General features: G+C 41.3%; 17 protein-coding genes. 6 read left to right on the forward strand and 11 right to left on the reverse strand.

Going from position 1 to position 20,209, the window contains the following annotated elements:
• The first annotated feature begins 217 nt into the window (after positions 1-217).
• Positions 218-661 carry a hypothetical protein gene (locus CWC29_RS07905; protein ID WP_128726046.1) on the forward strand — a complete coding sequence of 148 codons (444 nt, stop codon included), beginning with the start codon at positions 218-220 and terminating at the stop codon, positions 659-661.
• A gap of 240 nt (positions 662-901) precedes the next feature.
• Here the strand turns inward: CWC29_RS07905 and CWC29_RS07910 are convergent, their stop codons facing one another.
• On the reverse strand, positions 902-1,330 hold the full coding sequence (locus CWC29_RS07910; protein WP_010604667.1) for an organic hydroperoxide resistance protein: 429 nt from the start codon (positions 1,328-1,330) through the stop codon (positions 902-904).
• A gap of 188 nt (positions 1,331-1,518) precedes the next feature.
• Here CWC29_RS07910 and CWC29_RS07915 point away from each other — a divergent pair, with 188 nt between their 5' ends.
• Positions 1,519-1,950 carry a MarR family winged helix-turn-helix transcriptional regulator gene (locus tag CWC29_RS07915; protein WP_128726045.1) on the forward strand — a complete coding sequence of 144 codons (432 nt, stop codon included), beginning with the start codon at positions 1,519-1,521 and terminating at the stop codon, positions 1,948-1,950.
• A 19-nt stretch (positions 1,951-1,969) separates the two neighbouring features.
• Here the strand turns inward: CWC29_RS07915 and CWC29_RS07920 are convergent, their stop codons facing one another.
• The gene (locus CWC29_RS07920) at positions 1,970-2,860 is read right to left on the reverse strand and encodes a LysR family transcriptional regulator (protein ID WP_128726044.1); all 891 of its coding nucleotides are present in this window, start codon (positions 2,858-2,860) and stop codon (positions 1,970-1,972) included.
• Between the two features lie 107 nt (positions 2,861-2,967).
• Between CWC29_RS07920 and CWC29_RS07925 the strand changes: the two genes are divergently transcribed.
• Positions 2,968-4,170, forward strand: a complete 1,203-nt coding sequence (locus tag CWC29_RS07925; RefSeq protein ID WP_138524764.1) for an MFS transporter — start codon at positions 2,968-2,970, stop codon at positions 4,168-4,170.
• Positions 4,171-4,486: 316 nt separating this feature from the next.
• Positions 4,487-5,956, forward strand: coding sequence for an exodeoxyribonuclease I (gene sbcB, locus CWC29_RS07930; RefSeq protein WP_128726042.1), 1,470 nt, complete (start codon positions 4,487-4,489; stop codon positions 5,954-5,956).
• Positions 5,957-6,340: 384 nt separating this feature from the next.
• Here sbcB and CWC29_RS07935 read toward each other — a convergent pair whose 3' ends face one another.
• From CWC29_RS07935 to CWC29_RS07950, 4 genes are all read right to left on the reverse strand, one after another.
• Entirely contained in the window at positions 6,341-7,570 is a 1,230-nt protein-coding gene (locus tag CWC29_RS07935; protein ID WP_128726041.1) for a lipoprotein-releasing ABC transporter permease subunit, read from the reverse strand.
• Positions 7,563-8,252: a lipoprotein-releasing ABC transporter ATP-binding protein LolD gene (gene lolD, locus CWC29_RS07940; RefSeq protein WP_095728963.1), complete on the reverse strand. Its 690-nt coding sequence runs from the start codon at positions 8,250-8,252 to the stop codon at positions 7,563-7,565. Before lolD ends, CWC29_RS07935 begins: the two co-directional genes overlap by 8 nt.
• Entirely contained in the window at positions 8,245-9,444 is a 1,200-nt protein-coding gene (locus CWC29_RS07945; RefSeq protein WP_138521124.1) for a lipoprotein-releasing ABC transporter permease subunit, read from the reverse strand. Before CWC29_RS07945 ends, lolD begins: the two co-directional genes overlap by 8 nt.
• A 158-nt stretch (positions 9,445-9,602) precedes the next feature.
• The gene (locus CWC29_RS07950) at positions 9,603-10,082 is read right to left on the reverse strand and encodes an Lrp/AsnC family transcriptional regulator (protein WP_128726039.1); all 480 of its coding nucleotides are present in this window, start codon (positions 10,080-10,082) and stop codon (positions 9,603-9,605) included.
• 114 nt (positions 10,083-10,196) lie between these two features.
• On the opposite strand from CWC29_RS07950, the gene CWC29_RS07955 reads away from it, so the two are divergent.
• Positions 10,197-11,114 carry a DMT family transporter gene (locus CWC29_RS07955; RefSeq protein ID WP_128726038.1) on the forward strand — a complete coding sequence of 306 codons (918 nt, stop codon included), beginning with the start codon at positions 10,197-10,199 and terminating at the stop codon, positions 11,112-11,114.
• A gap of 339 nt (positions 11,115-11,453) precedes the next feature.
• Here the strand turns inward: CWC29_RS07955 and CWC29_RS07960 are convergent, their stop codons facing one another.
• Together CWC29_RS07960 and CWC29_RS07965 are read right to left on the reverse strand one after the other, a co-directional pair.
• Positions 11,454-11,768: a hypothetical protein gene (locus CWC29_RS07960; protein ID WP_010604891.1), complete on the reverse strand. Its 315-nt coding sequence runs from the start codon at positions 11,766-11,768 to the stop codon at positions 11,454-11,456.
• Between the two features lie 172 nt (positions 11,769-11,940).
• Positions 11,941-13,245, reverse strand: a complete 1,305-nt coding sequence (locus CWC29_RS07965; protein WP_128726037.1) for a hemolysin family protein — start codon at positions 13,243-13,245, stop codon at positions 11,941-11,943.
• 162 nt (positions 13,246-13,407) lie between these two features.
• Here CWC29_RS07965 and CWC29_RS07970 point away from each other — a divergent pair, with 162 nt between their 5' ends.
• Positions 13,408-14,019, forward strand: a complete 612-nt coding sequence (locus CWC29_RS07970; protein WP_128726036.1) for a hypothetical protein — start codon at positions 13,408-13,410, stop codon at positions 14,017-14,019.
• 46 nt (positions 14,020-14,065) lie between these two features.
• Here the strand turns inward: CWC29_RS07970 and CWC29_RS07975 are convergent, their stop codons facing one another.
• From CWC29_RS07975 to CWC29_RS07985, 3 genes are all read right to left on the reverse strand, one after another.
• Positions 14,066-16,306, reverse strand: a complete 2,241-nt coding sequence (locus CWC29_RS07975; protein ID WP_328820800.1) for a CocE/NonD family hydrolase — start codon at positions 16,304-16,306, stop codon at positions 14,066-14,068.
• A gap of 1,082 nt (positions 16,307-17,388) precedes the next feature.
• Positions 17,389-17,679 (reverse strand): hypothetical protein, encoded by a 291-nt coding sequence (locus tag CWC29_RS07980; RefSeq protein WP_128726035.1) that lies wholly within the window; start codon positions 17,677-17,679, stop codon positions 17,389-17,391.
• A gap of 334 nt (positions 17,680-18,013) precedes the next feature.
• Entirely contained in the window at positions 18,014-20,074 is a 2,061-nt protein-coding gene (locus CWC29_RS07985) for a S9 family peptidase (RefSeq protein ID WP_138523033.1), read from the reverse strand.
• Between the last annotated feature and the right edge of the window lie 135 nt (positions 20,075-20,209).

The raw sequence follows: 20,209 nt of genomic DNA on the forward strand, positions 1-20,209 counted from the left end.
CTAGATGTAATAAGCTAAATTGAAGAAAGCTCACTTAGTTACAATTGAATAACATCGTAAAATTCTTATAATCCTTGTCTGAAACTAAAAAGCGCAGACATTCACCTCAGGTAAACTTCTTCTAGTGCAACATTCAATTAGCATTCAAGTCTTTATACCATCTGCATTTTTACGTGCACTAGTTTCATCGAATGTAATTTCATAGGAGTCAAAAGGAATGACAACCATTGTCTATAACGCGAAAACAGCAGAAATAGCCTGTGATAGTAGAACCACTACCGACAAGATCATCGTTACCGATAACGCTCAAAAGTGGTTTGATTATCACGGCTGGAGAGTGTTTTGCACCGGGCAAACATGCGATATATACAATTTGCAGCACAACTTTTCAAATAATCAGTTTGATACGATTGAGAGTCTGGAATTCATTAAATATCACCCCAAAAAAGGCGTTTGGTATGGTTGTGTAAAAAGGGGCACCTATAAATCCGAACCCTTAGCGCAATCTTATGCCATCGGCTCGGGCCAGCAAGCAGCGATGTTTGGTTTACTCAACGGCTATAATACAGTGGAAATCGTTGAACAAGTTAAACGTGTTGATTTTAGAACGGGTGGTGATATTCACTGCTTTAAAGTCACCGACCCTTTAGAAAACACATAAGCCAGCGTCAAAATACACTGGCTCTAACCCACTTAAGTGAGTTAACCTGAGCTTCGGATAATTAATGCCTTTCTAGCAGCCAGTTTTAACGCTAACTGCGTTGAATTCACTTCCAATAGCCAGCTATTGGTACGTAAATTCGCCTTGTTATCCTCAAAACTCTCTGGCTAGGTAAGAAGATAGTTTAAGGTGATTAAAAAACAGTTAGTTAGTTCATTCCTTATCCAAACCTCAGGCTAGTTAAATAACTGAAAGCTCAACCGCAATATTGCCACGAGTAGCATTTGAATATGGGCAAACTTCGTGAGCTTTTTCAACGAGTGACTGCGCCGTGTCTTTGTCTAAGTCGCCAACCGATACCGCCAATTTCACCGCTATCCCGAAGCCACCTTCAATTGGCCCAATAGACACTTCAGAGTTAATATGTGTGTCTTCTGGCAGCTTCACCTTTGCTTTGCCTGCCACCAATTTTAATGCGCCAATAAAACACGCCGCATAACCTGCTGCAAACAATTGCTCTGGATTAGTCCCTTGCCCATCATCACCACCTAAGCCTTTTGGTGTCGAAAGCGCAACATCAAGACGACCATCGTCAGATTTTGCCACACCTTCTCGACCACCTGTGGCAGTCGCTTTCGCCGTATATGCAATACTTTGTAGTTCTTTCATTTCGTTCTCCTAAGTTGATGCTTGTAGAGTATTCACCTACACCCTAACGCAGCGAGGCTTTACTCTAGATGAAGTAAAATCAATTCAACATTTATTTTGCACACAAAATAATAGAGTCAATTTTTTAGAATTGCAAATACTTTGCATGCAAATTAAAATATAGCTTAGCTACTTTGTAGGAATATGTGATGAACTACCCACAACTAAAACTAGACGCTCAAATCTGCCACCGCCTCTACATGGCTTCCAATGGTATTGCCCGTGCTTACCGAGCATCTTTACAAAAACTCGACCTAACCTATCCTCAATATGTGGTCATGATGGCACTTTGGGAGAAAGATGAAATCAGCATTGCAGAATTACTAGAGAAAACTGCCATCGATGGCGGTGCTATGACGCAAATCTTAAAGAAAATGACTGACAAAGCCCTGCTTTGTATCGTTAAAGACGAAAAAGATAAGCGCAAACGAGTGGTAAAACTACAAAGTAAGGGTCATGATCTGCAACATCAAGCTGCCACTATTCCCGAGCAGATCCGCTGTAAGTTTCCAAGTATCGACGAGCAAAAAGCACATGCACTTATTGGGTTACTAGATTCGATCAATGGTGATTTGGCTTAAAGTAGAAATTAAACGATAGTCATTGTAGCGCATGTTCTAAATGTGCCAAAAACGCTGATATTTTTTTAGCCAGATGCTTACGGCCAGCATAAAACGCATAAAGCACAAGGTCTTCTGGTTGCTGCTCTAGCTTAAGTGGTACTAACTCGCCTGACTTGATTTCTGCTTTACAGGAGTTCAGTGGTAAGATGGCAAATCCAACTCCAGATAGGGCGGCAGACTTGGCCATAAACCCACTGTTTACCCTGAAGTTCGATTTAACATTCACTGTCGTCAATCTTCCTTCCTTAGTGGTAAATATCCAAGGAGTACCGTTTACGGCGGTAAGGGTTGAAATACAAGGGAGAGATTGTAAATCTGCTAATCTATACGGCGAAGTATGCTTTTCTAGCAAGCTGGGAGATGCCACCACGACACTTGGTAATCGAGCCAGCTCTTTAACCACCCAATTGCTATCCTCAAGCTTGCCACGATGAAAGTAGAGCACGACATCAAAGCCATCTAAGAGGTTTTCTCTTGGACTCAGACTGGTATCACAACTTATTGATATTAATGGATGCGCAGCGCAAAAGGTTACCACTGCTTGACCAAGTATGGGGATGTCTGGCATTAAGATACGCAAATGACCCATTGGCGTAGAGGCATGTTTATTGACCTCTTGCAACGCATCCAATAGCGAATCGATTAACGGCTTGGTACTCACATAAAGCTGTTCACCCGCCTCTGTTACTGAGATCCGCCTTGTCGTTCGTTCCAACAATCTTGCATCAAGCTTTTCTTCAAGTAGTGCAATATGACGACTTACGTTGGAGGTCGGGATATCCAAAAACTCCGCCGCTTGTTTGAAGCTTAAGCATTCATAAACACAGTGGAAACTGTTAAGCCACCGAGGGTCAATCTGATCAATCATTTCGTTAGCCCAGAATATGGGTTTATCAATTCAATAACTGACACTTTATTACCTAATTAAGGCTAATACAATCAAGACTTCTTTGTTTATATCAATTAAGGATGTCTATGTTTTCAGCTTCAATAACCACCTTAGCAAGCCCAAAAGCTAAATTTGGGTTATGTTTTGTCATCCACTTTTTAATCGCATTAGATGCATTAATCATCGTGCCCTTTAGTGCAGAAATGGCGCTAAGTTCAGGTACCAACCCATCAAATTCAGGACTACTCGTTTCAGCTTATGCAATTGCCGCTGCTTTCACTTGTTTATGGGTGCGTGGTACCGGCAACCTTTCAAAGGAGAAATACAAGGTCTTCATTTTTCTGTCGGCAACCACATTGTTAACCTTGCTTACTTCAGCACTCGAGAGTTTTTATATCTTGCTTTTCGTACGTGCATTGACTGGCATCTGTGGCGGCGCATTGGTAGTACTCAATCTCAACTTGGTGATCCAGCTAAGCCATGAAAACGACAAGAAAAAAGACACCGCGATACTGCTGAGTGCTTTTCCACTCGCCTTGGCAATTGGGATCCCTGCTCTATTATTTATCACTGCAAATCAAGGCTGGCAGTTGGGGTTTATGATACTAGGAAGTGGCTTAGCCATTACAGCGCTATTATTTACATTTATATTCCTCTCAAACATAAAGCAAGCTTCGAAAAGCAGCGCTAGCAACCCAATGCCAAGCAACACATTTAACCCGACCAAAACCCTTAAATACGCTCTGTTCATCGCATTTTTTGTGGTGTTAAGTACATTTGCAATTTCAACTCAATTTCCGGTGATGCTAATTACCAACTTAAGCATCTCAAGCTCGATGCTAAGTGCATGCTATTTGTTAAGTGGTGTCTGTTCGTTTGTTGCAGTTCAGCTATACGCTCGACAAAAGCTAAACAATCACACAACCTCATACTTAATTTACTTTCTTAGTGGCTTGATGATATTGGCGACCTTGTTTGGCTTTACGATAAGCTCAGTTATTTTTGCAGCCGGACTTTTTACCCTGTTTGTGATTGCAAGCGCTACCCGCTCTATGATCTTAGTGACAGAACTTATAACCTCACTTCACGCAGAAGAGCGCAGTACCTTTATCAGTCTGCAAAATGCGATACAGCACTTTGCGATAGCCTCTGGCGGCACTATTGCAAGTTTGCTAGTCACGCCCCGCGAAAACCACACACTTAATTTTAATGTTTTGATTGTTGTCTCAACCCTATTGGTAGTCATAACGGTTGTTATGTGGAAAAACTTTCAAAGAAAGCGCTTTTAATCGCGATTTAGTAATTGAGCAACAGATAATTGGGCAGTTTGATTGTCAATAAGTGACGCAGCTTTCCCAATTACCGCTCTGATCCGTTTTAATAAGGCAATCCACTATGGTTATGCCTTACTCTAAGCGCGCCTCTATGCGATAATGCCTGTCTATCGTTAATCATATGTATCCGCATCGCGGCAAACAGCTTAGTTATCACGGTATACACACTTGTGTGAACTGATATACACATTAACTTACACAGTAGTCATACCATCACGACAAATATGATTAACCAAAACAAACAAAAACAGTAGAATAACTTTTTGATTTTATGACAAATGCAAACCAATCAGATACACCAAATAATGCCCAGAACATCCCAACTATTTTCTGGCACGACTACGAGAGCTGGGGTGCGACGCCGCAAAAAGACAGGCCAAGCCAGTTTGCTGGGATCAGAACGGATCTGGATCTCAATATTATTGGTGAGCCACTGATTGAGTATTGTCAACCAGCGCCTGACTATCTCCCGCATCCTCAGGCGTGTTTGGTTACAGGGATCACACCACAGTTAGCACTAAAAAAAGGCCTGACCGAGGCCGAGTTTATGGCAAAGATCCACGCGGAATTTGCCAAACCACAAACCTGCGTTGCTGGATATAACAGTATTCGATTTGATGATGAGCTAACCCGTTATAGCCTTTATCGTAACTTTTATGACCCCTATGAGCGTGAATGGCAAAATGGTAATAGCCGCTGGGACATCATAGATCTGGTAAGAGCCTGTTATGCGCTTCGCCCCGAAGGCATTGAATGGCCAACCAGAGAAGATGGCAATCCGAGTTTTAAACTCGAACACTTAACTGTCGCCAATGGCATTGAGCACGGTGCAGCCCACGATGCCTTGAGTGACGTTACCGCAACGATTGCGCTGGCTAAACTGATTAAAACCAAACAGCCAAAACTGTATGAGTTCTACTTTAATCACAGACATAAAAAAGCGGTGTCGAGCCTAATCGACGTTTTCAATATGCAGCCTTTAGTACACGTTTCTTCTATGTTTCCAGCACAACAAGGTTGCACCACTTGGATCGCACCGATGAGCTTTCACCCAATCAATAGTAATGCTGTGATCTGCTTTGATTTAACACAGTCGCCGGAGGTATTGAATGACCTTGACGTTGAGTCGCTCAAACAAAGGCTTTATACAAAACGCAGTGAATTGGGTGAAGATGAGCTACCAGTTGGATTAAAACTAGTACATATCAATAAATGCCCGTTGGTTGCGCCAGCTAAGACCCTCTTGCCCGAAAACGCAGCAAGGCTTGGAATTGACCGCGAGCAATGCCTGGAAAACTTAAAGTACCTTAAAGCACATCCAGAGCTAAGAGATAAGGTTGCAGAAGTCTTTAGCGATGAAAAGGGATTCGAGAAACCAAGTAATCCGGATTATCAACTCTACGATGGTTTCACTAGCAAAGCCGATAAAGCCAAATTTGCAATCATTCGCAATGCATCGCCCGAAGAGTTGGCAACCATTGAACTGGATTTTGAAGACAGTAAATTTAACACGTTGCTGTTTCGCTATCGGGCAAGAAATTGGCCGCAGTCGCTCTCACCTGCAGAGCTTGATAAATGGCGTAAATATTGCCAAAACAAGTTGATGCATAATGAAGATAACCCTTCAATTTCAGCCGAAGATTTTATGCTGGAGCTTGAAAATTTAGTCGCAGAAAATGAAGGTAATGAGCGCAATATGCAGATCTTAAAAGCCCTTTATCATTACGCTCAAAGTTTGTAATTAGCGGGTTTTCGGTCATAGAGTGTCGGCCTAAAGGCCGACCTACGGTTTTAGGTGTTACCCATTTCCCAATACTTTGGCAGGATCCGTTTTGGTGGCTTGCCAAGCGGGATATAAGCTTGCGACGACTGCCATAACAAAAGTCGCTGGAGCTTGAAGATTTAGTCGCAAAGAATGAAGGTAATGAGCGCAATATGCAGATCTTAAAAGCCCTTTATCATTACGCTCAAAGTTTGTAATTAGCGGGTTTTCGGTCTTAGAGTGTCGACCTAAAGGCCGACCTACGGTGCGTGTGTCATGGAAAATGAGATAAGACCATGCAATGATGAATGGGCGTATCGGCTCATAGGTGTCGGCCTAAAGGCCGACCTACGGTTTTAGGTGTTACCCATTTCCCAGGACCTTGGCAGGATCCGTTTTGGTGGCTTGCCAAGCGGGATATAAGCTTGCGACGACTGCCATAACAAAAGTCGTGACTAAACTGATATAAATGTCTGTCCAAATTATTTTGCTCGGTAAGTATTCAATAAAGTAGACGCCTTCAAGCGGATTGCTATCACTCATATTGATCCAAGCTTTAAAAATATCGGGAATATTAATAGCAATAAAAATGCCGATCCCAGTGCCTAGCAATGCACCAATCCCTGCATACGTCACACCTTGTAGCGCAAAAGTCGAAAAAATCGTACTGTCCTGTGCGCCCATGGTTTTCAAAATAGCGATATCCGCCCGCTTTTCTTTTACTTCCATCACCATAGAAGAGACGATATTAAAGCTCGCTACAGCGATGATCAGAAATACCACGAGATAGACGATAGTGCGCACCATCTGAATATCTTGATACAGTCCGCCTTGCGTGCGAAACCAAGACGATACGTACACTAAATCAGGTAATGCCCTACCCGCTGATGTCGCGATTTGTTGTGCCTGAAACACATCACTCACCTTGGCACGCAAATCCGTTACTTGATCTTCTCTAAAATCCATCGCCTCTTGCAGTGCGTTAAGTGGCACTAAGGCTAATGTTTGGTCAAGTGGCCCGCCCATATCGATAAGCCCCACCACCGTCGCCGTTAATCGCTTTGGCGCAGCGAGTGGATTATCCGAATGTTTGTTAGCAATCAAGAGTTGGATATTATCGCCAGCCACGACACCAAGCTTGTCAGCTATTCCTTTGCCGATGATCACTTCACCCGGTTTTAGTGCTTTTAATTCTGCGCCTTTTATAAAATCACCTATGCTCGACACCGTACGATGCCTATTTGGTGCAATCCCTTTTAACTGCGCCGCTTTTAAGGTGCCTTTGTATTGCAGCATGGCTGTTAAGTTAATTTCGGCCGTCGCACTTACGACGCCACGCTGACTCTCCAAGATCTCTACTTTTTGCTGCCACGCTTGAATAGGGTCGTAAGGTGCTTGATAACTCACTTGCGGCACCACCGACAACAGCCGCTGCTCTAATTGTTCTTCAAAACCATTAATCACAGAAAGTGCGACTATCAATACTGCCATACCCAGCATTACACCAAGCGTAGAAGCACGGGTTAAAAAACCAATAAAACCAAGCTGACGTTTAGACTCTCTAAAGCGTTTGCTTAAAAAATAACTAAGCATGCTGATACACACCTACTTTGCCATCGTCCAGTTGCACCGCACGACCAAGCTTATCTGCCAACTCTAAGTCGTGTGTTACAACAACAAAGCTGGTTTTTAGTTGCTGATTGAGTTCAGCTAGGAGGTCATAGATCCTTAGCGCATTATGCTTATCAAGATTGCCGGTTGGTTCATCAGCTAGCACCAAATCAGGTTCTGTTACTAACGCTCTCGCTATCGCAACACGCTGTCTCTCCCCCCCAGAAAGCTCTGAAGGCTTATGATCAGCACGGTGACTCAAGCCCACTTTATCGAGCATGTGTAATGCTTTTTCGCGGGCTTGCTTTGCTTTATTACCGGCAATTAATAATGGCATCGCCACGTTTTCAACCGCACTAAACTCCATCAACAAATGATGAAACTGATAGATAAAACCCAAATGCTTATTTCTAAATTCCGCCTGCTTTTTACGTGACAGCTTGCCAACTTCCACACCTTTGATTTTTACACTGCCGGTGGACGCTTTATCCAAGGTGCCTAGAATATGCAGTAAAGTACTTTTACCTGAGCCTGAGCTACCCACAATCGCAAGCATCTCCCCTTGGGTTACAGATAAATCAACGCCTTTTAATACCGTTACCTCGGCTTTACCATCTTGGTAGCTTTTGACCAAATCTTGGCAGTCAATGACTAAATCACTCATATCTTAATACCTCTGCTGGCAGCACACTCGACGCGCGTTTAGCTGGATACAAGGTTGCTAAAAAGCTTAGCAATATGCTGCCCACTGCCATAATCGTTAAATCTGTTAGTTCTATTTTGACCGGAAGTTCAGCGCCACCAAGCAACTGAAGGCCTGCGAGGTGTAGTACCTCATTAATATTGTTCGAAAGCAATAATCCACCAACAACACCAATGAGTGTGCCAAAAACGCCGTTATACATCCCTTGCGCCATAAACACTTTTGCTATCATTTGGGGTGTAAAACCAAGCGTTTGCAAAATAGCTACTTCCCCTTGCTTCTCACTCACCATCATAGATAGCGCTGAAATGATATTAAATACAGCCACTATCACAATAAGGCCAAGTAATAGTGACATAATGCGCTTTTCCATAGCGACCGCCGCAAACAATGTGCCTTGCTGAGTTTGCCAATCTTGCGTCTCGAGCCCCAGCAACAAGCTGTCCGCTTGCTGATAAAAATCTGGTAGGCTAAAAGCATCATATAAATGAATGTTAAGGTCGTATTGCTCTGGCTTCTTACGCATTAACCGCTGCAAGCTTTTCCCATCGGCAAATGCCAAATAAGTGTCAGCTTCGCTTTGGCCATCATATATCGCAGCTACGGTGAATAAGCGCTGCGTCGGCGTGCGGCCAAGCGGTGTGTAGGTGGTGAATTCAGGCATGATCACGCGAAGTTGTTGACCAACGCTTACGCCAAGTTTATTGGCTAAATAGCGACTCAGCGCCACTTGGTATTTTTGCTCATACAATCGAGTTAAGCTACCTGCGCGTATGGCGTCATCTAACGCTGTTTCATACCCTTGAAATAGTCCTTGAAGTTGCACACCCACCAAATCTTGATTGGTTTGTAGAATTACGTCACTTGCAACATATGGCGAAACTTGCTTAACCAATGGATGATTTTCAATGGCTTGTAATTTATTTTGATCAAGTTGCTCATTTTCCTTAATTTGCACATGCGGGATCAAATCAAGCATGGCGGCTTTTAACGTTTGCTCAAAGCCATTCATCACTGAGCTGACGGTGATCAAACTCATTAAGCCAAGGGCGATACCCGCAATTGAGAAAAATGAGATAAACGATATAAATGCATTGCCTTTCGCAGCACGGCTATATCTTAACCCAACAAAGAGGCTAACTGGTTGAAACATAATCTATCTCGTAAAAAACTGCTGCACGGATATTAACATACTCAAAACCAGATTGATGGCAGGATTGCTATAAAAAGTGTGACAAACTATAAATTTGTTGACGTTTAGGTGCGTATTGCTGATCCCGTCAAAACTTTACTGTTCGCCATACTTAGCGATTACCTTTTGCGGATCTGATATGGCACGTTTCTACGTTTGACTATTGTTGATTTCACCACCGATGTGTGGGTATCACCCAGCGTGGAGACCTTATCCAAAATTTCGTCTAGCTTAGGCATACTCTCAAAACACAACCTCACATAAAAACAATCCTCTCCCGTCACTTTGTCACATTCAATCACTTCAGGAATGTTTTGGATCATCGCTTCGAGTTGTTTTAGTTTACCGGGATGCTGACGAATACGCACAATGGCAGCCAGCGGGTAATCAAAGCTTTCTGGGTCTAATTCAATACTGTATTTACTAATTACCCCATACTCTTCCATACGTTTCATGCGCTCATTCACACTCGGTGAAGACATATTCACAGCACGAGCCATTTCAGCAACAGACACTCGGCTGTTGTTTTCTAACAGCGCTATAAGCTTGCTATCTATCGCATCAAGCGACCATTTTTCGTTATTAATTAATTTTCGCATTTTTGCCTTTCATTTTTAGGAAATTAGAAAAATTAGCCTTTTATTGCATATTAGTAATACGGCAAACCCTAAGTAATATGCAAGTATAGAATTGAATATGACAAGGTGTGAACAATGTTTGGCTCAGATAAAGAGAAAGGTTCAATAGAGATGATAATAGCTATGGTGCTATCTGGCACCATAGGATACTTTGTCGTCAGTGCACAACAATCCTATTGGAATGTGGTATTTTTACGTTGTGTTATTGGCGCGTTGTGCCTTCTTGGATACGTGCTCGTAACAAAGCAACTAACAAAAGAGGTGTTTAAAGGTCCCGTGTTTATGACCATCTTGCTCGGCGGTATTGCGCTGGTCGGAAACTGGGTGCTGTTATTCGCCTCGTTTGACTATATTCCTTTTTCAATTTCAATCATCGCATATCATCTACAACCTTTGATGTTGGTATTATTAAGCGCGGTGCTTTATCGTCAGTACCCAAGTAAAGCAATCCTTTTATGGTTGGCCATCGCCGTGGTGGGGTTATGGTTGGTTGTGGGGATCCCGTATCAAGAAATAGTCGCGGTGATTTTTGCACAAGAGAGCAATCAAGCCGTTTTTGGTCTGCTACTGGCACTCGGAGCTGCATTTCTATATACCATCACAACGCTGATGACAAAAAAGGTGAGTCAAGTGCCATCCGGTGTAGTTGCTGTGGTCCAAATCTTTTTTGGCGGTTTATTTTTGTTGCCTTGGGTCGACTTTGCACACTTCCCAGAGACTTCATCGAGCTGGGGCAATATCTTATTCTTAGGCGTCGTCAACACAGGGTTTATGTATGTGATCATGTATGATGCGTTTCAACGCTTAAGCACCACATTAATTGCTATTCTTTCTTTTATCTATCCGGTCGTGGCGCTGTTTGTAGATTTTATTGCATTCGAGCACACGATTTCGATGCTACAAACGCTTGGGATTGTTTTAATCTTAACGGCCGTCAGCGCTGTAAAGTTCGATTGGAAGTTAGGTAAGTTATTTAACCTGAGGTTTGGATAAGGAGTGTTCCAACTCATTGTTGCTAAAGCACAACTTAGTTTTTCCTTGTCTAGCCAGAGAGTTTTAGGGAAAACACCGCTTCCGCGTCCTGCTCTCGCTAAGGTACCTACATCCTGTAGGCAAGGCGAATTTACGCACCAATAGCTGGCTATTGGAAGTGAATTCAACGCAGTTAGCGCTAAAACTGGCTGCTAGAAAGGCATTAATTATCCGCAGCTCAGGTTATTTAGCACGCCAAAGCAAAAAGTCAGTTAATTTAGCTAATTTGAACTTCAAGGAAGCACCTGTGATAAAAGCAGAGTAAAGTGCAGGTACTTTGCTCTGCTGCTGTTGACTAGCTTACTGCTCTAGGTAACAAATAACCGCTGCTTGCTTAGGGTTGCTTTGTGTATCTTCAATCAGATAGCTCGCTTTTTTACTGTTTTGGCATAAACACATGTCGTAATGACTGATCATGTAAGCATTACCAACAGCATCCTCATCCGTTTTTTGGATGCTACAGGTAGGCTCTCTCCAAATTGGATCCCAGCCGCTTTGGCCAATAGCAACAATTTTAATGTTTTGTTGAGTAACGAGTGCTTTCGCCTCTTCTACTTCTTGAGCAGATACAGACAATGCGGTGAATGCAACAAGTGCGGTGATTAGCTTTTTCATTTTATTCATCCTTAAGTATTAAGTGAAGCCGCAAAGCCTAACCTAAGGCCTTACGTTCGCCGCTATTCTATTCTGAAAAAGCTATAGGTCAAGAATATAATAATTAAAGTTTCATTAACGATTAAATTTCATCCACTATAATTTCCATATATGAAACAATCAATTAGAATCATCACAAGGTTGGCTCTTTGGTAACTTCAATTTGTTTAATGGCCAAACCTTGAATTTCCATTACTTTAAACTTAAAACCGTCAACTTCTAACGACTCGCCTTCAGCAGGAAAATGCTTTAATCTGTGGATCACAAAGCCAGCTAAAGTTTCTATGGCTTCAATCGGTTCAAACTCGTACTCAACCACCGAAGTTTGAAAGTCCTTAATCGACATATCGCCCTGCACTAACCATCGGGTGTTATCCTTTTGCCGAAATTGGGCCTCTATTGCCTGGTCGTCTTTCAGTGCAATTAAATTCAAGATGCTGGATAACGTTACCATCCCAACCACAGTCGAAAACTCATTGATCACCACCGCGCAATTGCTTTCATGACTCTTAAGTCCATCCAACGCATCGGAGAGGCTTAGGGTATCAAGCAAAATTACCGGCTTATGGAATTCTTGATGTTGACCATCCAGCAACGGCTTTTTAGCCAAAATATTGCTAAGCAGCTGCTTGGCTTCAGGCGCAGCGATCACTTTGTCTAGTGAGCCATCACACAGTAAATATTGTTGAAAACTATGCACTTGAATTAACGCACTCAGGTTTTCTTCTGATTCTTGAACGTCTAACCATACGATTGCATCGCGGTTGATCATCGCTTGGGTAATATTAGTCTGGTTAAGATCAAGCACATTGCCAATGATATTGTATTCGTGCTCGCATAGTTCACCCTGCTCAGCACTTTGATCAACCACCGCATAAATATCATCACGCGTTACCTGTTCATCACGTTCATTTGGTAAATTGAATAGCTTTATTATCCAATCGGCAAACACGTTAAAAAGCCAGATAATCGGTTTAAAAACCCAAACACTGGCAAGCATAAGATGAATAAATCGCATCGCGATGGTTTCAGGGATGACCATGGCTATTCGTTTTGGCAATAAATCAGCAAACAATACAAATAACGATGTGATCAGTAAAAATGACACCACTGTGGATATTTGCAATAATATCGAGGCATAAGCTGTAACTTCTGCATCCATAAAGCTTGCAATCCAATTTAGTAGTTGCAAAATATAGGGGGTAAAAACCGACTCACCTATCATACCCGCTACAATAGCCAAGGCATTGAGTACCACCTGCACTGCCGCAAAAAATTGATGCGCATTGGCCTGCAAGTACAATACTTTCTTGGCTCTTATGTCACCAAGATCAAATAAGGTTTGTAATTTAACTTTGCGTGCCGCTGCCAATGATATTTCACACAGCGCGAAAACTGCACTCAAGCTAATGAGTAACAACACCCAAAAAAAGTCCACAAATACACCTAAAAAAGAAAGCGAGAATTCGACGCGATGTATACGCCTATTTTATGACTTTAGCAATGTTATTCGCTTTATAATTTTGAATTTTTATTGTTTGCTACTACTTGATTGATGGTAAGGTAAGGCAATCATAAAAAAGTACGTCAAGGAAGAAAAATGACAAAACGCATAAACATACTCAAATTAGCACTCGTCTCAGCTATATTGATATTCTTTTCAGGTGGTTGTTCAACCTACCATGAAGTTACTAAAACTAGCCACTATACAGATAAGATTTCAACCTTTCTAAAAACGGAAGATGGCAAACACATTATCTTTGTAGGCAGAGATCATCACTATATACTGCGCACAGATCCCACATTGGCCAAATTACTTGGTGGTCCGTTTCAGGCATACATCTCTCTTGAAAAAAGTAACTTTCACATTAGCTCATTGCGAGGCGTGGAGGGCACTGTTGATATAAAATTAAGTCCAAGAGCACCAAGCGAAATAAGAGCTAAATCGAAAATTTATGGTTTTAAATCTGGCCGTGTTTCTGTAAAGCTGGTTGGTGACAGGTATGACAATGGCGAACTCGACTTTACGCACTTCGAAAAATTTAGTTATCCGCTCGCAATTAATTTTGATGTTGAAAAGAGTTTTTCTGAGAAAGCCTCCAAAGCGTTAACCACACCTCTTAAAGCCGCAGCAGAAGGTGTCTACATCTTACTCGCAGTTCCTGTCATCGCAATCATATGTCTCGGTGAAGAAAGGTGCTTCAAGCACTAGATGATAAAGAAGTAGTGCAACTCAATGTTGCACTACTCTGCTTATATCAACGAACAATAGGTACATTTATAAAGCTGTTTATATACCATTTCACCTCTAATGGTGTTTTAGCGTCACTAATATTTTCATCACTCACATCCTTTCCTGTCCCATAGTTAATTTGTGCATAAGGGTTTTTATTCACGTTTAACGTGACCATTAACCGACTGCCCTTGCGCAACTTTTTACTTATAAACCGAGTTCTGTTAAACGCAATAGACTCAACTTTCCCAGGAGTTAGCAAGACTCTGTTGGTAATATCTTTCGCAAAACTAGCCCTACCAAGATAATAGGATAGATGAAATAGCTGACCATCAGGCATCACCTCATAGAGCACAACGCCAACATCCATATCCCTTTTATTGATACTTGCTTTAATTTCGCCACTAAAATTACCAGAGACCTCCACACTTTCTTCGAATGGTTTACTAATAAAAGTATATCCACTCGCAATATCAGGCTTTTTACCGATAATTGGATAAGGATAGTAATCATTATTGGTTGTCGTTCTATCTGCAAAGTTTACTTCTTGAGTTAAGAATACTTTATCATCTGGTTTTTCCGAGACCAGTTCATATTTATCGTTAACTTTCTGATTACTAAGATATAAAGTTAAAGTTTCCGTGCTTAGAGCCGAGAGAGATGGTGCATGTTTCCACTTATTGGCGCCCATAACTTGATAATTTATTTTATCTTTAACTAAGTCAGGTTTGTCAGCGCCATAAAAAACATGATCCATCCACTGATAGGTCACTTCAGCAGTATCAAATTGTGCCACAGGATCTATTTTGTATCCCCGTAGTGACTCAGATTTTTTTGATGCCTGAGCACCAAAGTGATCATAAGGACCAATTAACAAATAGTGCTCTGCATTAGGTTTATACTTATAGTGATCTCTAAGGAAGTTGATAGCTGATTTTTGCCCATCATCATAATATCCTGTGATAGTTAAAACAGGTATGTTGATCTTAGAAAACTCGTCTTTGTAAGGTAGCATGTTGCGCCAATATTCATCATAACTTGGATGCATCAACCATTTTTGATACCACTTATTTGGCAAACCATCGATGCTATCTACTTGGCGATATGCTTTGCCACTTTTAAACCACTTATCGTTGAGAGATCCCCAACGCTCACGATCAGCATAAATCTCTTTATCTAGTGTTTTGTTATTTGTTGTGTAAAAAGCCCAAGCGTAATTAACCAGCAAAAATATGTTGTTTTCAACAGGTAAGCCATTCCCCGGATTGTTAGCCACATAAGGGACAATGGTTTTTAATGCAGGGTGGGTATATTTGGCAGCGGCCCATTGAGTGAAGCCATCATAACTGCCGCCAAACATACCTACTCGTCCATCAACCCAAGTCTGCTTACTCAACCAATCGATAACGGTGTTAGCATCTTGTCCGTCGTATTCATAAGGTACAGGAGTTTGTGGACTGTAGGCTTTACCTCTGGTGTAAGCAACCATGCCAACGTATCCATGCGCTGCTGACGCTCTCGCTCTACCAAGGTCTTTATTTTTATTTACGTAAATAGTGAAGTTCAGCAAAGCTGGCAATGCTTTTTTAGCCGTTTTAGAGCGAACTAAGATTGCGGAAATATGCGCCCCGTCAGGTGTCTTTATTAAAACCTTGTCGTCAATAATATAGCGTTTGCTATCATCTTCAGAAATTAAGCTAGAGATGATAGGTTGCCAAAGTTCAGCGCCTTTGGATTCTTGATAGTGCTTGATCAAGATGATCGCATCCGAGAGTGAAATGCTGCTCTGCCCTGCGTGTGTATTTAATACACTTCTTAGCGCTTCATGTGGTGTAAACCTGTCATTATGAAAATAATTGATAACTTTACTAGCGTCGACATTGTCTAGTGCAGCAAAAATATCTCTAAATGAAGCAGAAAAGGCCTGCTCCTCGGTAAGGTTAGATTGATGACTAAGGAGCTTTGCCTGTGCAACAATCCTAAGAGGAAGTTCTTCTATTTGACTATCATCGATATTTTTCTTTTTAATCTGCTTAAGTATGCTACTTGCGTCTTCGTATTGCTGTGCAGCTAACTGCAAATTGAGTAAAGTATTTAAATTGACTTTCGGTGTAGACGCAACATATGCAGCTAAGCTCGATTTCGCGAGTTCTGTTATTGCAACTCGTTGGATCTCTCCTTCATCTCTTATCTCGCTGGGTAATACAAGATTTTTTGAGTAGGCCGATACACTCAGCAACATACTCAGCAAAACGCTAATAATCACTCTCAAAACTTCACTTTCCTTTTATTTGTTAATTTTATTACCAGTTTTCTGTTGGCCCAGCTCTAGATTAAACTGGCCCTCTTAATATGTTGAAGGCCAACTGGACCATCGAAGTATTTTTCATTTTTGTCTTCAAATCCACCTGTTAGGTAACGAGCAATTACTGAAGGGCTTCTACTAGGGCCTGTTGACCTTTGCTGTTTGATTTTTGTTCTCCTGAGTGTGTTTTGATCGCGACGCTCGACTTGCCGCCTAGTAATCTAAGCAAAAGTTGAGCAACAATGAACAAAGCGCACTCATGGGAACCCAAAGGGCAGCGCTTGATTGGCATTTCTACTGTGTTGCCCCACAAGGATGTGGGGTAAGGTGACTTTGCAGGAGCACAAAGTCTTTATCGCCTAACTTACATAGAATAACTATGCTACGTAGGCTCTGACTTGTATGAATACTAATCAAACTGCTGCAAAAACAAACTTGAAAGATCAACAAGCCCTAGTTACGGTTAAATACATTGACTCAAATCTAGGAAAACCAGCCCACTGTAAACGGGACTAATGTGCTTACAGCTAATATCCTCCAGACCTTGTCAATGCCTATCTATTACAAATGTCCTTAAGTTCAAACCGTTTTTTGGACAAACCGGATATGTGTTCAAGTATGCAATATCAAATTTAAAATAACCGATAATGTCATTAGCCGGCTCCATGAGATGCAAATGGATTGACGCTCTTTGCTCTTCTAATAAATGACTCAACGGTACCGGCATTCTGCAAGACGCATTCACTTCACTGTTTCTTCACAAATTGCAGTGAATAGCACCAAGGTCATCACGACTAAATCCTTCGTCGTGTATGAAAGTTATACCATAGCATAACATTCCTCTCCGTTCCCAATAAAGCAACGGATGATTTAACAGCAATCACAAGCAAATTAAACGTAGGATATGTACAGCGCGTGGAAATTCCCCTTGCATATTTTGACTATAAGCGTTGACGAACACCAATTAAATATCTATAAAAATCAAAATATTAATTATTACGACATCAACAGTGACTAAAGTTGGAGGGCAGAAGCCAACGCATTTAGTTTTTTGATTGGTGTTTTTCGATACTCCGAGCAATTGCTGCGGCTCGGCGTTTGCACATCGCTTTCTCTTCGCCGTACAAATCAGCACACCGAGCTGTACTTTGGACTCCCTTAATACGTTTAATAATCTCAGCATCATATTCGGCCCCATTTGCAATAAGTGAAGGACTTTTTACTGTTCCTGACGCAGGAGTAAAAAGCGCTAAACTCATGCCGAGTAAAGTACAGCCGTTTAATAAAGCAGAACCCAACAATATCAAGCAAACAAGCACGTTTCTGTATTTCATAAAATCCTTTGAATTTAGGTCGACTAATATGTACATATTAGGCTGAGCCTAAAGTACTTCACAATTAAACGAAAGTAAAAATGTGTACTTTCATAAGCGAAGTAAATTAACAAATTCAATAATTTTTACTAACTAGCTTGAACTCAGGGTAAGATATGAGTTAATCAACTAAAATACCTACGCTCAACAGATGTAATATCACGCTAGCCAAAAGTTATTTTTTAATACCAGACAAATTTGTGCGTCAATAGCTGGCCTATTGCAAACAAATTTGACGCAGTAGTAAGGGATAAAAGCTACAAGAAAACAAGTTATTATCCCGAGTTCACGGTATTTAAAGGGTGCTAACATCTACCGTCAATGTGGCTAGATGATTGGCTAAATCAGGATCATCGCTGTCAGACTTTGTTCCACCTAAATGTATTGCGAAAAAGCGTTCCATGGCGATGATGGAAGCTAGTTTATTATTGTGTTGAATAAAACCATGCCCTTCATTTTTCGCTAAGATGTATTCAACAGGAAGTTGAGCATTGAATAATGCTTTGGCTATTAATTCAGACTGTTCCTGTGGCACTCTTGGATCATTTGCTCCTTGAATTAACATAATTGGCGCTTTAATGTTGTCGATAAAGTTGATGGGAGAGCGTGCGGCCATGTCCTTTCTATCAGCCTCAATTGCCGGATCACCAATTGCAGCGTAGAAGTTACCTAAATATGGTCTATATGCCTCAGGGAATGACGCCATAAATACATTAAGATCAGAAGGCCCTACATATGAAATAACGGCTTTATATAAATCTGGTGTAAACGTCGCTCCCGCTAATGCAGCAAAACCACCATACGACGCTCCCATAATACCAACACGATTTTTATCTGTGATGCCTTGAGCAACAAGATAATGCACGCCATCAGTAATATCTTGCTGCATTGAACCTATGCCCCATTGTTTGTTACCTGCGCTAGTAAAATGTTTACCAAACCCTGTTGAGCCTCTGAAATTAGGTTGTAGAACGGCATAACCTCTGTTGGCAAAGTAATGTGCAATAGGAACAAAGTAACCACTGCTAAATTCCCACTTATCTCTTACCCAAGGGCCGCCATGTGGCAATACAATTGTGGGAAGTGTGGTGTTAGCATATTTAGGCAATGTTAAATATGCTTGGATTTTTGTACCATCTGTTGCTGTATAGTTGATTGACTGTCTTGTGCCTAGCAGCTCAGGGTCAAACGAAGGTTCTGAATTTAGCAGGCCAATAAGCTGATCAGTATTTGGGTTAAATACAAATTGTTCGTCTGGCTTATTGGCATACTTTGTGGTGATATGCCAATGTCCAGTTTTACCTTCTATTTGTTCAACATGTATGTCTGCGTCTGTTCCGAAATGTGAAGTAATACGAGATAGTATAGATGCTGCACTTTCAGTGAGCGGGTAGTTTCTTAGCCTCGAATCATAATATGCCGCGATAAGAGGTTGTCCATCATCTTGTAAAATAACATGATATAAGTCTGAGTTATTGAGCGGATCACTATGTAGCGTGTGTAATATATTTGTACCGAGATCAAGCTCAATAAGTTCTTGCTTATCTCGCCCTTGAATGCTGCCTGACAGTACTGCGGTGTGCTTTGACTCGTTATAGCCAATAACTTCAACTTGTTCACCAGGTTGTGTGCGCAAAACCTGTTGCCATGATTGCTCTTCTTTTTTGTATAAAGTCATAGAGCTATCATTGTTTAAAACGACACCCACCATAATTTCTCCAGCGCGATTCAGTATCGCCTTGCTAAATTTCAGCTCATTGGGATCGATCAGTGTCATAGTTTGGGTTTTTGTGTCTAGCTGGTACAGGCTGTATGTATCACTTTGTAGCAGGTTTGCAAATACAGCCAGCTTGTTTGAATTATCGTGGAGCTGCTTTGCAAGAATGTAATTTACATCTTCTTTGTTCGTTAGGTTTTTAATTCTTATACTATTTTTAAGATTATTAGGATTGAACTGAAGCGTGAAGATTTGTTTGTTTTCATTGCCCTCGTGATCTTTGCTGAATATGATCTCATTCGTGTGATAAGACCATACGAAATTATCAACAGAATCTGTTAGGTAGGTGATTGGTTTAGCATCAGAGAGACCCCCCCCTTTGCGTACTAGATGAATATTATTCGCACCATTGTGCGGTTGAAGAAATGCAATCCATTCACCATCAGGTGATAGCGATACACTTTCCATTGTTTGCTCACTGAATAGATCTTTTAACGCGATTAACTGAGTTTGCGTTTGAGCAACGGTATGTGTGGTTTTTTGTGTAAATGAACCAACTTGGCAACCACTTAGGGATAGCCCAGCAAGGACAAGTGAGCTGATAATTGTCGTTTTTACTTTTATTAAATTGTATTTCATATTAGCTACTCCATTTTTCTGTAATTATCATTACATGATTTTTAATTATTGTAAAACGATAATTCATTGTTGTTTTTTGATGTTTTTTTTCTGTGTGGTATAGTACACCCTGAGCATGAGAAATGAGGAGCTGAC

The sequence above is a fragment of the Pseudoalteromonas galatheae genome (assembly GCF_005886105.2).
In the GTDB taxonomy this organism is placed as follows: Bacteria; Pseudomonadota; Gammaproteobacteria; order Enterobacterales; family Alteromonadaceae; genus Pseudoalteromonas; species Pseudoalteromonas galatheae.

What these genes read in the sequence shown, in the direction of transcription:
- sbcB (WP_128726042.1), top strand. Translation starts at nt 4,487, where the DNA reads ATGACAAATGCAAACCAATCAGATACACCAAATAATGCCCAGAACATC.
- lolD (WP_095728963.1), bottom strand. Translation starts at nt 8,252, where the DNA reads ATGAGTGATTTAGTCATTGACTGCCAAGATTTGGTCAAAAGCTACCAA.
- CWC29_RS07960 (WP_010604891.1), bottom strand. Translation starts at nt 11,768, where the DNA reads ATGAAAAAGCTAATCACCGCACTTGTTGCATTCACCGCATTGTCTGTA.
- CWC29_RS07970 (WP_128726036.1), top strand. Translation starts at nt 13,408, where the DNA reads ATGACAAAACGCATAAACATACTCAAATTAGCACTCGTCTCAGCTATA.
- CWC29_RS07985 (WP_138523033.1), bottom strand. Translation starts at nt 20,074, where the DNA reads ATGAAATACAATTTAATAAAAGTAAAAACGACAATTATCAGCTCACTT.
- CWC29_RS07935 (WP_128726041.1), bottom strand. Translation starts at nt 7,570, where the DNA reads ATGCTTAGTTATTTTTTAAGCAAACGCTTTAGAGAGTCTAAACGTCAG.
- CWC29_RS07980 (WP_128726035.1), bottom strand. Translation starts at nt 17,679, where the DNA reads ATGAAATACAGAAACGTGCTTGTTTGCTTGATATTGTTGGGTTCTGCT.
- CWC29_RS07915 (WP_128726045.1), top strand. Translation starts at nt 1,519, where the DNA reads ATGAACTACCCACAACTAAAACTAGACGCTCAAATCTGCCACCGCCTC.
- CWC29_RS07910 (WP_010604667.1), bottom strand. Translation starts at nt 1,330, where the DNA reads ATGAAAGAACTACAAAGTATTGCATATACGGCGAAAGCGACTGCCACA.
- CWC29_RS07905 (WP_128726046.1), top strand. Translation starts at nt 218, where the DNA reads ATGACAACCATTGTCTATAACGCGAAAACAGCAGAAATAGCCTGTGAT.
- CWC29_RS07925 (WP_138524764.1), top strand. Translation starts at nt 2,968, where the DNA reads ATGTTTTCAGCTTCAATAACCACCTTAGCAAGCCCAAAAGCTAAATTT.
- CWC29_RS07950 (WP_128726039.1), bottom strand. Translation starts at nt 10,082, where the DNA reads ATGCGAAAATTAATTAATAACGAAAAATGGTCGCTTGATGCGATAGAT.
- CWC29_RS07955 (WP_128726038.1), top strand. Translation starts at nt 10,197, where the DNA reads ATGTTTGGCTCAGATAAAGAGAAAGGTTCAATAGAGATGATAATAGCT.
- CWC29_RS07920 (WP_128726044.1), bottom strand. Translation starts at nt 2,860, where the DNA reads ATGATTGATCAGATTGACCCTCGGTGGCTTAACAGTTTCCACTGTGTT.
- CWC29_RS07945 (WP_138521124.1), bottom strand. Translation starts at nt 9,444, where the DNA reads ATGTTTCAACCAGTTAGCCTCTTTGTTGGGTTAAGATATAGCCGTGCT.